Origin of the sequence: Cobetia sp. 14N.309.X.WAT.E.A4, assembly GCF_030397495.1 — a bacterium.
Taxonomy (GTDB): domain Bacteria; phylum Pseudomonadota; class Gammaproteobacteria; order Pseudomonadales; family Halomonadaceae; genus Cobetia; species Cobetia marina.
Map to the genome: position 1 here is coordinate 22,608 of NZ_JAPNXT010000002.1, position 12,748 is coordinate 35,355.

Sequence of the window (12,748 nt, forward strand, 5' to 3'; positions counted from 1 at the left end):
GCATCGCTGCAGGAGCATAATTGTCGGGCTGCTTCTGGTGACAGCCTCTCGGAAGGACACACGCTCCCCAAGCGTTGAGTCTTCGTCATGCGGGTTGTTGCGCGTCCTTTTCCAAGCTTACTCAAACGTGAGAGATGATCATGGCGGCTTTTAGTGGGTTTTTTCCGCTGCGCGCGAGGGTCAGATATCTCATCCCGCCCGTTGGCATGATGACCAACTCTCTCCTCACGTTTGACACGTGAGTCTGATGTTCTCAAGTGCCCTGCCTGGGCCGTCACGCCTTGCCCGGGCGGGACATCATGGGGCTTCTTCCTCTTCATCATCCGCATTGTTGTGGGTGATGGTGAAATCCGTTGACGACGTCTGCGAGCTGCCATCGGCGGACTGGTCCGCCGTGCTGTCGATGGTGCCGGTAGAGCCGTCACTCAGGGTCTGTTCAATCTGCTGCCAGTTGCCGATCGAGGTACTGCTGCCGGTATTGAGCGTATATGCGCCGATATTGGTCTCGGACCCTTCCCCCAGGCTGCCGGCCTTCTTGCTCTCGTAGAGGATCAGCGCGGTTTCTGCACTGCGCGCCGGGAAGTCGTAGGGGAAGGGGCCCATCAACGAGTTGGCGCTGGCGCTACCGGCCAGCAGGAATCCCGCGCCCACGACTCCCAGGCTGATACGTGTGAAAGCATTCATGTCTTGCTCCTTTCGGTCTGTGAAAGATGCAGTGTCTGATGCGTGAGACGTCTGATGTCAGCAGGTGCTGAAACACACGCGGGTTGCCCCGCGTGTGTTGGTTGCCTGCAGAGGGGTTACGGAGTCACGGGGCCGACGCTGATGGACATGTTGTTACCCACGGAGGTCGCGGCATTATTGATGACCGGGCCTTCGAAGCTGCCTGTCGGCGGCAGATCCAGCGTGATGTTGCTGACTTTGGCAGTCGAGCTGATGTTGGCGAAGCTCATCTGGGTATTGTCGGCAATCAGGGCGCTATCGATATCAGTGCTATCCAGAGTGACCGACATATTGTTGCCTACGGAGGTCGCGGCATTGTCCACGCTCAGGTTGAGAATGTTGTCGACCTTGGCCAATGATTCGACTTCAGCAGTGCCCGGGTAGAAGAAATAGCCACCAGAACCCGCCAAGAACTGCTCATTGTGTAGGTTGACCATGGCATCACTATCCACCGAGACATTGTTGCCCACCGAAGTAGCGGCATTCTCAAGCGACTCTAGGCGAGTAATGTCAGGATTAGGCGTGGAGCCGGCATAGCTGATATAGACATCGACATCAGCGTTAGCGTTTGCAACTGCATCTGCACTCGCATTGGCTGCTGAATGATGATTCCAGCTGTGTGCATTCGCAGCGGATGACGCGCTGCTGCCTGCACTGAGGCTATCAACTAGTTCGATGGAAGGGTCACCTGCTTCACCTGCACCGTAGCTGACATCACTGACGATGGCTTCGGAGCTGACGTCACCGATCTGCTTTTGCAGACTTTCGACCATCACCAGGCCGCCTGGATCTTTGATTTTCGGGTCAATATAGACATCAATATTGACATCAGTATTGACATACCCATCCCAATTCCAATCCACGTTATTGAAGGCTTGCGCTTGGCTTGCCATCATCACACCACTTACGAGACCGATGGCGACTGCGAGCTTATTATAGGTAGTCATTGTCATGTTCCTCATGAATGTTGACTTATTGTGCTGCGCTGGATGCTGCCGGTACTTCTGATGCGGGTGCTGCTTGCAACGGTGTTGCGACTGCTGCGGTACTGCCTGATGCCGTATTGGCTGCGGCCACTTGCTGCGTGTTGCCGTCTTTCGCTGCAACATGCTGTCCCGGGTGAAGTTCACATTCCTGCCCCGCAGGTACAGGAAGTCCCAGGCCTTCAGTCAGGAGTTGGTAGGCGCCCATCTCCACGACTGATCTCACGCCCAGCTGCAGTGGTTCATTGCGCACTGCGCCGGAATCAAACTCGACCAGCTGATTGCCGAAGAAGCGATAGATGCCGGCTTCGACTTCGTAACCCACCACCTGCTTCTGCAGGCTGGTGACATAGACGGTGCGGAAGGTGCGGATGTCGACCATGCGCAGGTCCAGACCCACATTGATGACGGCGGTCCGCAATCCGGCCCCGATTCCGCTGACGAACAGGCGAGTGCCACCACTGGAAATGTTGTAATTGAGCTCAGTGAGGGCACCGAGAACCACGAAGTGCGAGGGGAGGACGGCCAGCTTGCGTGGTGCGTAGGCCATGGCCTTGTTCTCGTAAAGTTGCTGCTCGGCCAGCGGGACGCGAACATCAAGACGCTCTGTCAGGTGAACCTTGCGAGTCTTGTAGAGCGCGCTGATCAACATTTCCGAGACACCCTGAGTGACGGCGGCGCTTTCGGTTACTGTCGAATAGCTGCGTTGCCCTGTCTTGTCAGTGATCTGCCCGACGGCGATGACTGGCAGGTTTGTCGCGCCTGAAATACGGCTCAATGAGGCAAGACATTCACTGTAAGGCGTATTGTTTGAGGTGACTGGCGGCCCGACGACTGGCTCGACATTATCGAATTTCGGCTCGACTGCGGCGCAGCCCCCCAGCACTGTGGCCATGCAAGCGGCCAGACAAATCCGTGGCTTGAACATGCTGGAAGTTCCCCTGGTGTGACGCATTGTCCTGCGCCGTTCTTGTACTCTGATATGTGTCTATCAGTTGTGATGCCGTGACTTTACAGGGGCATTAAGTGTGCCAACTAAATTCACAATAGTTCACAACAACTTACGCTTATTGTCTGGTGATCATTCGCGATGCGATTTGCAAAAGGCGAAGCGTATTGGGGTGAATTGTCAGGAGGCCATGACAAGGAATGAGGCGATATATGAGTCATGATGTCTTTCATGCATGAGGCGCGTGGCCACCGCGTGAATGATGAAATGATCTATCGGGGTGACTGAGGAATCTTGTCATCCGTGAGACACAGGAGGTCTCATGTTTTCGCGAGAACGGTGATGGCGGGGGTAGTGCGCGATTGAATGGTCTTTTAACGAACTCGGGGATCAGGCGTCTGTGATTAATTCATGATTCATGGGGTTGAAGTCTGTGTCATGGCCCATAGGTGGGACAGTGCGGCCAAGCCGCAGGAATAGAACGCCGGATTCCTCTTTCCTCAATGCAAGCCATTGATGCCTTAAGGAGAGCAAGATGACAGCTTCACGCCACATGACCTCGTACAACGCCACCGCTGCGCTTTCGTCCAAGCAGCGCCACCACCACGAGATGGACGGCAGCAACGCCAGCGATGGCGCAGAGTCCTCCAATCAGCGTCTGGGTGTCCGTCAGGTCGATGCCGATCGCGATCAGGCGCCGGAAGCCTATCTGGACAAGTCAGGCAGCGACCGAGGCTCCTCTCACTCGCGCGACGCCTACCCGACGCGTCTGAGCCAGCCACCGCAGCACCTGTGGCAGAAGCGCCGCGAGCCCGTCGTGCACTCGCGCGCCGACGAGGGGCCGCTGGGGGCTGAGCAACTCAAGCGGTTCGAGCGCGATGGCTTCCTGTTCGAGCCGGAATTCCTGGCCCCGGAAGAAGTCGAGACGCTGAAGGCCGAACTGGCTGCGCTGCTGGAGCAGGAAGATCTCCAGGGTCGTGATTTCACCATCACCGAGCCCAAGAGCCGCGAGATCCGCTCCATCTTCGCCGTGCACTTCCTGTCGGAGCGCTTCCGCCAGCTTGCCGAAGACCCGCGCCTGGTGGATCGCGCGCGCCAGATTCTGGGTGGCGATGTCTATGTCCATCAGTCGCGCATCAACTACAAGCCGGGCTTCGAGGGCAAGGGCTTCAACTGGCACTCGGACTTCGAGACCTGGCACGCCGAGGATGGCATGCCGGAAATGCGTGCGGTCAGCGCCTCGATCATCCTGAATGACAATCACCACTTCAACGGCCCGCTGATGCTGATCCCCGGCTCGCACGAAGTCTTCGTGCACTGCCTGGGCGAGACGCCGGAAGACAATCACAAGTCTTCGCTGCAGGCACAGGAAGTCGGTGTGCCCTCGCGCGAAGCGCTGCGAGAGCTGGTCGCCGAGCGTGGCATCGAGGCGCCCACCGGTGCCGCGGGTGGTCTGCTGATGTTTGACTGCAACACCTTGCACGGCTCCAACGCCAACATGTCGCCGGACCCGCGCAGCAACGCCTTCTTCGTCTACAACCGTGTCGACAATGCCATGCAGGCGCCGTTCGCGGCCTCTCGTCCGCGCCCTGAATTTCTGGCCCACCGTGCCGATGGTGGCTGGGATGAACTGGAAAAATGAGCCGCGCGTGATAGATCGCCAGCGTGAGCAAGCGAAAGGAAAGACCGAAAGGCTGAGCAGGCCAGTGGACTGAACTGCACAACCCGGGGTTGCGTTCAGGCGGCGAAATCTCGGACGTTGGTGTGGTAGTGGCAAACCGGCGGGGCGGCGTAAGATTGAGACATCTCTCATCGATCATCTCTCATTGATCATCCATCACGCCCCGACAGGAGTTCTGCATGCCGCTTGCTCAGCGTTTTACCCCACGTTTCAGCGATGGTCGTGTCTTTGCCCATGATCTCGGCAAGGTGGTGTGCGTGGGGCGCAATTATGCTGCCCACGCCGCGGAGCTCGGCAATGAAGTGCCCAGCGAGCCGTTGCTGTTCATCAAGCCCGCCACCAGTGTGGTGCCCATGGACAAGCCGCTGCCGCTCTCGAAGCGTCGTGGCCAGTACCATTACGAGGCTGAGCTTGCGCTGCTGATCGGCAAGCCACTGTGCGAGGCGAGTGAAGACGAGGCGCTGGAGGCATTGGCCGGCATGGGGCTGGCGCTGGATCTCACCCTGCGTGAGCGTCAGAGCAAGCTCAAGGCCAAGGGCCAGCCGTGGGAACTGGCCAAGGCCTTTGACGGCAGCTGTCCTCTGTCCTCCTTCGTCGCGCTGGAAGGCCCGCGCTGGCGTGATGGCGAAGGCGCACTGCATGATGTCGATTTCCAGGCACTGCAGTATCGTTTCGCCATCGACGGCGAGCAGCGTCAGCAGGCGGATACCCGTCTGATGCTGTTCCCTGTCGCGCGGCTGCTCAGCGAGATCAGCCACAGCTTCACGCTGCTGCCCGGCGACGTGGTACTGACCGGTACGCCGGAAGGGGTTGGCGAGCTGAATCCGGATCAGGCGCTGGCACTGGCACTGGCGCTGGATGCCCCGGATGGCAGCGGCGAGCTGCTGCGTGTCGAGACACGCACTCGCGGCGTGGCATGATGCCTCGGTCTGTCTCGAGCCTTGACGTGAGTTGGCTCTGAGGCAGCCCTGAGCGAGTTGAAAACAGCCCTGAGCGGGTTAAAAAAAGCCCCTGTCGGGATTCCGGCAGGGGCTTTTGCTGTCTGGGCTGCTGCTTTCTGGGCTTCTGCTTTCCGGGCTCGAATCTCTGAAGCAGAGATCAGCTCAATGACGGAAGGGCTCAGCTCTCCAGGTAGGTATATCCTTCCAGACCTGCCTTCAGGTCCTCGAGCAGGTCTGCCTGTTCCAGCGCGTTCAGATTGGATGACTTGAGCTGACGCGCGAGGCGTGCCGCCAGCTGATCCGGGTCGAAGTTCACGTAGCGCAGCACCTGCGCCACGCTATCGCCCTGGATGGCATGGGAAAGCTGCCATTGGCCCTCGTCGTCGAGGCTGGCATCCACGGAATCGGTATCGCCGAACAGGTTGTGCAGATCGCCGAGGATCTCCTGATAGGCGCCGACCATGAAGAAGCCGAGCAGCTTCTCTTCCTCGGCATGCCATTCCGGCAGCGGCAGGGTGGCGTCCAGGCCCTGGTCATCCACATAGGTGTCGATGCGGCCATCACTGTCGCAGGTGATGTCCTGGATCACGCCACGCCGGGTCGGCGCGCGGTCGAGACCGGTCAGCGGCAGGATCGGGAAGATCTGCTCGATGCCCCAGATGTCCGGCAGTGACTGGAACAGCGAGAAATTGACGAACAGCTTGTCGGCCAGCTTCTCGTTGAGCTCATCGAGCACCGCGCGGTGCGAACGCTGGCGCGCATCGAGGCGCCCGGCGAGACTGCGACACACGTTGGTGTAGATGGCCTCCGCCTCGGCACGGATGGCGATGCTCGCCAGCCCCATCACGAAGCGCTCCTGCACCTGATGCTGGGCATGCACCACGGCGTGGTAGATCTCCACCAGCTCACGTGGCTCGAGCGCACCTTCCAGACGCGCGGCCTGTGTCCACAGCGCAGCGATCTGCAGATCATCCTCACGCGGCGTGGGCAGCGGCAGGTCGACACGCTCCTCGCCGATCACGTCCGTCACCAGCACGGCGTGGTGAGCGGTCAGGGCACGACCGGATTCGGAGATGATGTGCGGATGCGGCAGATCATGCGCCTCGCACACCGCGTGGAACGCCCCGACCACATAGTCGGCGTATTCACGCATCGAGTAGTTGAGCGAGCAGGCGCTTTCCGAGCGCGTGCCTTCGTAGTCCACGCCCAGGCCACCGCCGACATCGACGATTTCCACGCCGGCACCGGCTTCATGCAGCCCCTGATAGAAGCGCGCGCACTCGGCCAGGCCGCGCTGGATGTCGCTGATGTCCGCGATCTGGGAGCCGAGGTGGAAGTGGACCAGCTTGAGGCAGTCCAGCGCATCCACTTCGCGCAGGCGCTCGACCAGCGCGACGATCTGGCTCGCCGTCAGGCCGAATTTCGACTTCTCGCCGCCGGTGTTCTGCCAGTTGCCCTTGCCGATGGTGGCCAGGCGCGCGCGCAGACCGATGCGCGGCCGCACACCGAGACGTTCAGCTTCTTCCAGTACCAGTTCCAGCTCGCTGGCCTTCTCGACCACCAGGTGCACGCGGTGGCCGAGCTTCTCGCCCATCAGCGCCAGACGCACGTACTCGCGGTCCTTGTAGCCGTTGCAGACGATGACCGACGGGCCATTGTCCGACAGCGCCAGCACGGCGAGCAGTTCCGGCTTGCTGCCCGCTTCCAGGCCGACACGCCCGCGCGAGCGTTCGCTGGTCGCCAGCAGTTCCTCGACCACGCGGCGCTGCTGGTTGACCTTGATCGGATAGACGGCGGTGTAGCTGGCGCCATAGCCGCGTGAGCTGATGGCGGCATCGAAGGCGGCGCACAGCTGCTCGACACGGTCATGCAGGATATCGGCGAAGCGGATCAGCAGCGGCAGTCGCAGGCCCTGGGCGCGGGCCTTGTCGATCAGCGAGATCAGCGGCAGCGCAGGCGTACCCGGTTCGCCATGGGGGCGCACCAGCGTCAGGCCATCCTGGCCCACATCGAAATAGCCGCTGCCCCACTGGTCAATGTTGTAGGTGCGGCGTGCTTCGGCTGCAAAGGAGGTCATCGCGGTCTCCGGAGATGGACGGCGTGAAGGCAAGCCCGGCGGTGCTCAGCGGTGTGGGCAGCGTCGGAGAAGACAATGGCGCCCGCACGGATGCGGGCGCTCAGGGGGCGCATTATGCCTGCTGGGGAGGCGCAGGCAATCGCTTTGCCACTTGCGTGGGCATTCAGGCCGGCTGGGTGGCGTCGGGCAGCGGCAGGGCGCCTTCCTCGATGCGCCGGCCCAGCAACTGGCGATACTGCGCCGGGTCCTTCGGCGTCAGGCTGTGAGCGGGCGGGTCCACGTAGACCACCAGCAGGCGTGACAGCCAGTAGCGCAGCGCGGTCATGCGCAGCATGCTCGGCCACAGGCGGCGTTCGTCAGCGTTCATCGGACGCTCGGCCAGATAGGCGCTGAGCAGGGCGTCATAACGCGCCTGATCCAGACGGCCATCGTCATTGGAGCACCAGTCATTGACCAGAATCGACAGATCGAAGATCAGGTCGCCGGTGCAGCCATTGTAGAAGTCGATGATGCCGCCGAGGCGATCGCCGTCAAACAGCGTGTTGTCGCGGAACAGATCCCCGTGCAGCGCGCCCTGTGGCAGGTCGACGCCACTGAAGACGTCTTCGCAGACATCGATCTCGTCGGCCATCAATGCCTGGTCTTCCGGGCTCAGATAGGCCAGCACCTTGTGGTGCATCGGCTTGATCCAATGCAGGTCACGGGTGTTGGGGCGCTGGCCGGTGAAGTGCTGCGAGACGGCGTGCATGCGCCCCAGCGCCGCACCGATCTCGCGGCACTGGGCGACATTGGGCGAGACGGGCCACTTGCCCGGCATGCGCGGGAACAGCAACGCCGGCTTGCCTGCCAGCGTCTTGAGCGCCTGACCTTCGCGGTCATGCAACGGGCCGGGCACCGGCAGCTGGTGGCCGGCGAGGAAATCGAGCAGCTCGACGAAGAAGGGCAGTTCCTCATGCTCGCCCTGCTCGAACAGGGTCAGCACCATCTCGCGGCGGTCGGTGGTGACGAAGAAGGTCGAGTTTTCGGTGCCGTGGGCGACATCTTCCAGCGATGTCAGCGTGCCTGCATCGTACTCTGCCAGAAATTCTGCGACCTGAGCCTCGCTCAGGGGGGTAAAGACTGCCATGGGTGACTCTTCTCGCCGAAATGTGTCCGCCCCATCAGTGGCGCGCCGCTGGACCGACGCGGCGGCAATGCGCTGACAGGAGTTGTTGTCGGTAGGCAGGAGGGAGACCTCCATGCCCGGACCGAGCGCAAGGGATGCGTCCGGTCCGGGCATGATGCCCGTCACTGCCGGGTCAGATGCCGCGTGACCCGCAATGCCGAGCTTATCACTTTTTCCGCGCCCAGCCGGGCACCTTGAGCTGACTGGCCTGCGACACGCTGGAACGGGTGAAGTTGCCGTTGCCATCACTGTCGAGCAGGAAGAAGGGCGTGCCCCCCTTGGGGATGATCTCGATGGCGTACAGATGGCCATTGACGCGGTATTCACGCAGCTGGCGGTCATCCTGCTGACGGCTGGTGACCTGTGGCTTGGGGGCATCACTCTCGGCCACGGCCAGCGGGGCGCCCAGCGCGGTGATGACCAGCAGCAGAGCACTCGCCAGCAGCGTGGGCAGGCGCAGCGTCGGGTGCGGAGCAATCGAAGCAGTCGTGCGCATGGCATTCCTCCTTTAACACGTGAGCCTTCATCGCAGGGAGACTGGCGACAAGGCCCCGTACACAAAAGTCCTGAGCGCAAAGATTCTGTGCGCAAGCGTGCGGAGGGCAAGCGAATCGGCGATGGCCAGAAACCTTGCCTGATGGGCGCAGTCTACGACTCTTGTCAGCCGCGTGCACGATTTCACTGCCCCCGGGAGCTGCCCGAAAGCCGGTCCATGCCCGCGGCGTGACTGTGCCTCGCCGCAGCCCTTGCGTATCATGACAGCCATTGATGCCGAGAGAGTTTCGGCCCCGACTCTGCTTGTCCCAAGCTCACCCTTCAGCCTACGGATGCGACTGCTCATGGCCGCCACGCCGATCGTTCTCGTCGATGGATCTTCCTACCTCTATCGTGCCTTTCATGCCCTGCCGCCGCTGACCACCTCCAAGGGCCTGCCCACCGGCGCGGTGAAGGGCGTGATCAACATGCTCAAGAGCCTGATCCGCCAGTATCCGGACAGCCCCATGGCGGTGGTGTTCGACGCCAAGGGCAAGACCTTCCGCGATGACATGTACCCGGAATACAAGGCCCAGCGTCCGCCGATGCCCGATGACCTGCGCCTGCAGGTCGAGCCGCTGCATGCCTGCGTTCGTGCGCTGGGTCTGCCGCTATTGTGCGTGGAAGGTGTCGAGGCCGATGACGTCATCGGCACTCTTGCGCGACTGGCCACCGAGGCCGGGCGTGACGCCGTCATCTCCACCGGCGACAAGGACATGGCCCAGCTGGTGAACGAGCACATCACCCTGGTCAACACCATGAAGAACGAGACGCTGGACGTGGACGGCGTCACCGAGAAGTTCGGCATTCCGCCCAATCTGATCATCGACTTCCTCGCGCTGATGGGCGACAAGGTCGACAACATCCCCGGCGTGCCGGGCGTGGGCGAGAAGACCGCACTGGGCCTGCTGCAGGGCATGGGCGGCGGTCTTGACACCATCTACGGTGACCTCGATCGCATCAAGACGCTCAGCTTCCGCGGCGCCAAGACCCTGGCCAAGAAGATGGAAGCACACCGCGAGGATGCCTATCTCTCCTATCGTCTCGCCACCATCAAGCTGGATTGCGAGCTGGAGCATGGCCTGGATGACCTCGCGATCGCCGCGCCGGATACCGCCGCGCTGGTCGAGCTCTACAAGGAGATGGAGTTCCGCGCCTGGCTGAAGGAGCTGCTGGAAGGCGGTGACATGGCCGCCACCCCGCACGCCGACGAGAAGGACAGCGGTGTCGCCGGCGGTGATCTGTTCGGCGACAGCATCGCGCCCGTCGCGGAGAAGGCCTCCGGCAAGGGCAAGACCGCCGCTGCACCGACGCCTGAGCTGGATGGGGCGGGTGACGAGGACGAGATGCCCGAGGCGCTGCCGCCGCGTGAGGAGCGCAACTACCGCGCCATCACCGAGCAGGCCGAGCTGGACGCGTGGCTGGAGCGCGTGCGCAACGCCACCTCGCTGTGCTTCGACCTCGAGACCACCAGCCTCAACTACATGGAAGCCGAGATCGTCGGCATCGGCATGGCGCTGGAGGTCGGCGAGGCCGTCTACATCCCCGTCGCCCACAGCTATCTGGATGCCCCTGCGCAGCTGGAGCGCAAGGTCGTGCTGGAGGCGCTGACGCCGATTCTGGCCGATGGCGCCATCACCAAGATCGGCCAGAACCTCAAGTACGACATCGAGGTGCTGGCGCGCTATGACATCGCGGTGGCCGGTCCGCTGGCCGACACCATGCTGATGTCTTACGTGCTCAACTCCACCGCGACCCGTCACGACATGGACTCGCTGGCGCTCAAGTACCTGGGCGAGAGCACCATCAGCTTCACCGACATCGCCGGCAAGGGCGCCAAGCAGCTGACGTTCGACCAGATCGCGCTGGAAGAGGCGATGCCGTATGCCTGCGAGGATGTCGACATCACCCTGCGCCTCGCCGCGCTGCTGATGCCGCGCATCGAGAAACTGGGGCGTCTGGGTGAGGTGCTGCGTGATTACGAATATCCGCTGATTCCGGTACTGGCGCGCATCGAGCGCAACGGCGTCGCGATCGACCCCGAGCGCCTGCACGCCCAGACGCGTGAGCTGACCGAGCAGATCCACGACATCGAGAAGCAGGCCTTCGAGCTGGCGGGCCGCGAGTTCAACCTCTCCTCACCCAAGCAGCTGGGCGAGATCCTCTTCGAGGAGCAGAAGCTGCCGGTCAAGAAGAAGACCCCCAAGGGCGCGCCGTCCACCGCCGAAGCCGTGCTTGAGGAGCTGGCGCTGGACTACCCGCTGCCCAAGCTGATCATGCGTCACCGTGGCATGACCAAGCTCAAGAGCACCTATACCGACAAGCTGCCGCAGCTGGTCAACCCGACCACGCGCCGCCTGCACACCAGCTACCATCAGGCCGTCACCGCCACCGGGCGTCTGTCGTCTTCCGATCCGAACCTGCAGAACATCCCGGTGCGCAGCGAGGAGGGCCGTCGTATTCGTCAGGCCTTCATTGCACGCCCCGGCTATCGCATCGTCGCGGCGGATTACTCGCAGATCGAGCTGCGCATCATGGCGCACCTCTCCGGTGACAAGGGGCTGCTCTCGGCCTTCGCCGACAACCGTGACGTGCACGCCGCCACCGCCGCGGAAGTCTTCGGCACCGAGGAATCGCGTGTCAGCAGTGACCAGCGTCGCAGCGCCAAGGCCATCAACTTCGGACTGATCTACGGCATGTCCGCCTGGGGCCTCTCGCGTCAGCTGGATATCGACCCCGGCCAGGCCAAGACCTACATCGAACGCTACTTCGAGCGCTATCCGGGCGTCGCCACCTACATGGAAGACACTCGCCACCTCGCCGCCGAGCAGGGCTATGTCGAGACCATCTTCGGCCGTCGTCTCTACCTGCCGGAAATCGGCTCGCGCAATCACGCGCGTCGTAGCGCCGCCGAGCGCACCGCCATCAACGCCCCGATGCAAGGCAGCGCCGCCGACATCATCAAGCGCGCCATGATCGACGTGGACGCCTGGCTGGCGGGCAATGACGGTGACAAGGCGTATGACGCCATGATGGTCATGCAGGTACACGATGAACTCGTCTTCGAAGTCGCTGAAGCGCAGGTCGAAGACTTCATGAAAGACGTCGCCCAGCGCATGCAGAACGCCGCCTCCCTCGATGTCCCGCTGCTCGTCGAAGTCGAGCAAGGCGATAACTGGGAAGAAGCGCATTAATGCGACGGACTCTTTAAGCAATAACAAAAACCCCGCTTCGGCGGGGTTTTTATTTGGTTGTGTTTATAGTATTGGCCAATTTGGTCTGGTTTAAGAAGCAGAGAGATTTTTTAATATTTTCTAGAGCATTTACTTTGTCCAAGATTTCAGAGATAGCTATTTCAAGTAAGTCGTGTTCTTCACTGGCTCTTATAGTGTATTCACTAAAAAGACGTTCTACTTTCTCTAAGTATTTTTCGCTGTAATCTAATTCGTACCCAAAATAAAATAGCGACTCTATTTCCACAACTTTATCTATAGTTAAAGTTTCTTTGAAAGCTTCAAAGACCTCACCTCTATTAGAGCCTGCGTCAATCTCTTTGCGCAGTTCTTGTGTGGTAATTATTCTATTTCGGGATTGGGGTGATGTGTTTCCATGCGTTTCTCTCCAAGTTTTACATAGTTGGTTAATGTCGTTCTCAGATAGGCTGTCAAGCTCAAGCTCCAAGCCAATATTTGCGC

General features: G+C 61.1%; 10 protein-coding genes. 3 read left to right on the forward strand and 7 right to left on the reverse strand.

Annotated elements, in window-relative coordinates:
* Window positions 1-297: 297 nt before the first annotated feature.
* From OW493_RS03450 to OW493_RS03460, 3 genes are all read right to left on the reverse strand, one after another.
* The gene (locus tag OW493_RS03450; RefSeq protein WP_136939121.1) at window positions 298-684 is read right to left on the reverse strand and encodes a hypothetical protein; all 387 of its coding nucleotides are present in this window, start codon (window positions 682-684) and stop codon (window positions 298-300) included.
* A gap of 116 nt (window positions 685-800) precedes the next feature.
* Window positions 801-1,670: a hypothetical protein gene (locus tag OW493_RS03455; protein ID WP_043333251.1), complete on the reverse strand. Its 870-nt coding sequence runs from the start codon at window positions 1,668-1,670 to the stop codon at window positions 801-803.
* A gap of 25 nt (window positions 1,671-1,695) precedes the next feature.
* Complete coding sequence (locus tag OW493_RS03460; protein ID WP_279855816.1) at window positions 1,696-2,634, reverse strand: CsgG/HfaB family protein; 939 nt, start codon at window positions 2,632-2,634, stop codon at window positions 1,696-1,698.
* A 556-nt stretch (window positions 2,635-3,190) separates the two neighbouring features.
* Between OW493_RS03460 and thpD the strand changes: the two genes are divergently transcribed.
* Window positions 3,191-4,297, forward strand: a complete 1,107-nt coding sequence (thpD, locus tag OW493_RS03465) for an ectoine hydroxylase (RefSeq protein WP_338080399.1) — start codon at window positions 3,191-3,193, stop codon at window positions 4,295-4,297.
* Window positions 4,298-4,515: 218 nt separating this feature from the next.
* Window positions 4,516-5,256, forward strand: coding sequence for a fumarylacetoacetate hydrolase family protein (locus tag OW493_RS03470; protein ID WP_289863307.1), 741 nt, complete (start codon window positions 4,516-4,518; stop codon window positions 5,254-5,256).
* Window positions 5,257-5,455: 199 nt separating this feature from the next.
* On the opposite strand, the gene speA is transcribed toward OW493_RS03470, so the two are convergent.
* The 3 genes from speA to OW493_RS03485 all read right to left on the reverse strand — a co-directional run bounded on the left by speA (window position 5,456) and on the right by OW493_RS03485 (window position 9,015).
* Window positions 5,456-7,354 carry a biosynthetic arginine decarboxylase gene (gene speA, locus OW493_RS03475; RefSeq protein WP_077378572.1) on the reverse strand — a complete coding sequence of 633 codons (1,899 nt, stop codon included), beginning with the start codon at window positions 7,352-7,354 and terminating at the stop codon, window positions 5,456-5,458.
* Between the two features lie 163 nt (window positions 7,355-7,517).
* Entirely contained in the window at window positions 7,518-8,480 is a 963-nt protein-coding gene (locus OW493_RS03480) for a homoserine kinase (RefSeq protein WP_084209458.1), read from the reverse strand.
* Window positions 8,481-8,685: 205 nt separating this feature from the next.
* A complete protein-coding gene (locus OW493_RS03485; RefSeq protein WP_084209457.1) occupies window positions 8,686-9,015 on the reverse strand; it encodes a DUF2782 domain-containing protein in 330 nt (109 codons plus the stop codon).
* A 343-nt stretch (window positions 9,016-9,358) separates the two neighbouring features.
* Here OW493_RS03485 and polA point away from each other — a divergent pair, with 343 nt between their 5' ends.
* Window positions 9,359-12,247 (forward strand): DNA polymerase I, encoded by a 2,889-nt coding sequence (gene polA / locus OW493_RS03490; RefSeq protein ID WP_289863308.1) that lies wholly within the window; start codon window positions 9,359-9,361, stop codon window positions 12,245-12,247.
* Window positions 12,248-12,296: 49 nt separating this feature from the next.
* Here the strand turns inward: polA and OW493_RS03495 are convergent, their stop codons facing one another.
* Window positions 12,297-12,734 carry a hypothetical protein gene (locus OW493_RS03495; protein ID WP_289863309.1) on the reverse strand — a complete coding sequence of 146 codons (438 nt, stop codon included), beginning with the start codon at window positions 12,732-12,734 and terminating at the stop codon, window positions 12,297-12,299.
* Window positions 12,735-12,748: the final 14 nt, after the last annotated feature.

Bases quoted from the DNA above. Each gene is read 5' to 3' on its own strand.
- OW493_RS03460 (WP_279855816.1), bottom strand. From the start codon at position 2,634: ATGTTCAAGCCACGGATTTGTCTGGCCGCTTGCATGGCCACAGTGCTG.
- speA (WP_077378572.1), bottom strand. From the start codon at position 7,354: ATGACCTCCTTTGCAGCCGAAGCACGCCGCACCTACAACATTGACCAG.
- OW493_RS03450 (WP_136939121.1), bottom strand. From the start codon at position 684: ATGAATGCTTTCACACGTATCAGCCTGGGAGTCGTGGGCGCGGGATTC.
- OW493_RS03470 (WP_289863307.1), top strand. From the start codon at position 4,516: ATGCCGCTTGCTCAGCGTTTTACCCCACGTTTCAGCGATGGTCGTGTC.
- thpD (WP_338080399.1), top strand. From the start codon at position 3,191: ATGACAGCTTCACGCCACATGACCTCGTACAACGCCACCGCTGCGCTT.
- OW493_RS03455 (WP_043333251.1), bottom strand. From the start codon at position 1,670: ATGACTACCTATAATAAGCTCGCAGTCGCCATCGGTCTCGTAAGTGGT.
- polA (WP_289863308.1), top strand. From the start codon at position 9,359: ATGGCCGCCACGCCGATCGTTCTCGTCGATGGATCTTCCTACCTCTAT.
- OW493_RS03480 (WP_084209458.1), bottom strand. From the start codon at position 8,480: ATGGCAGTCTTTACCCCCCTGAGCGAGGCTCAGGTCGCAGAATTTCTG.
- OW493_RS03485 (WP_084209457.1), bottom strand. From the start codon at position 9,015: ATGCGCACGACTGCTTCGATTGCTCCGCACCCGACGCTGCGCCTGCCC.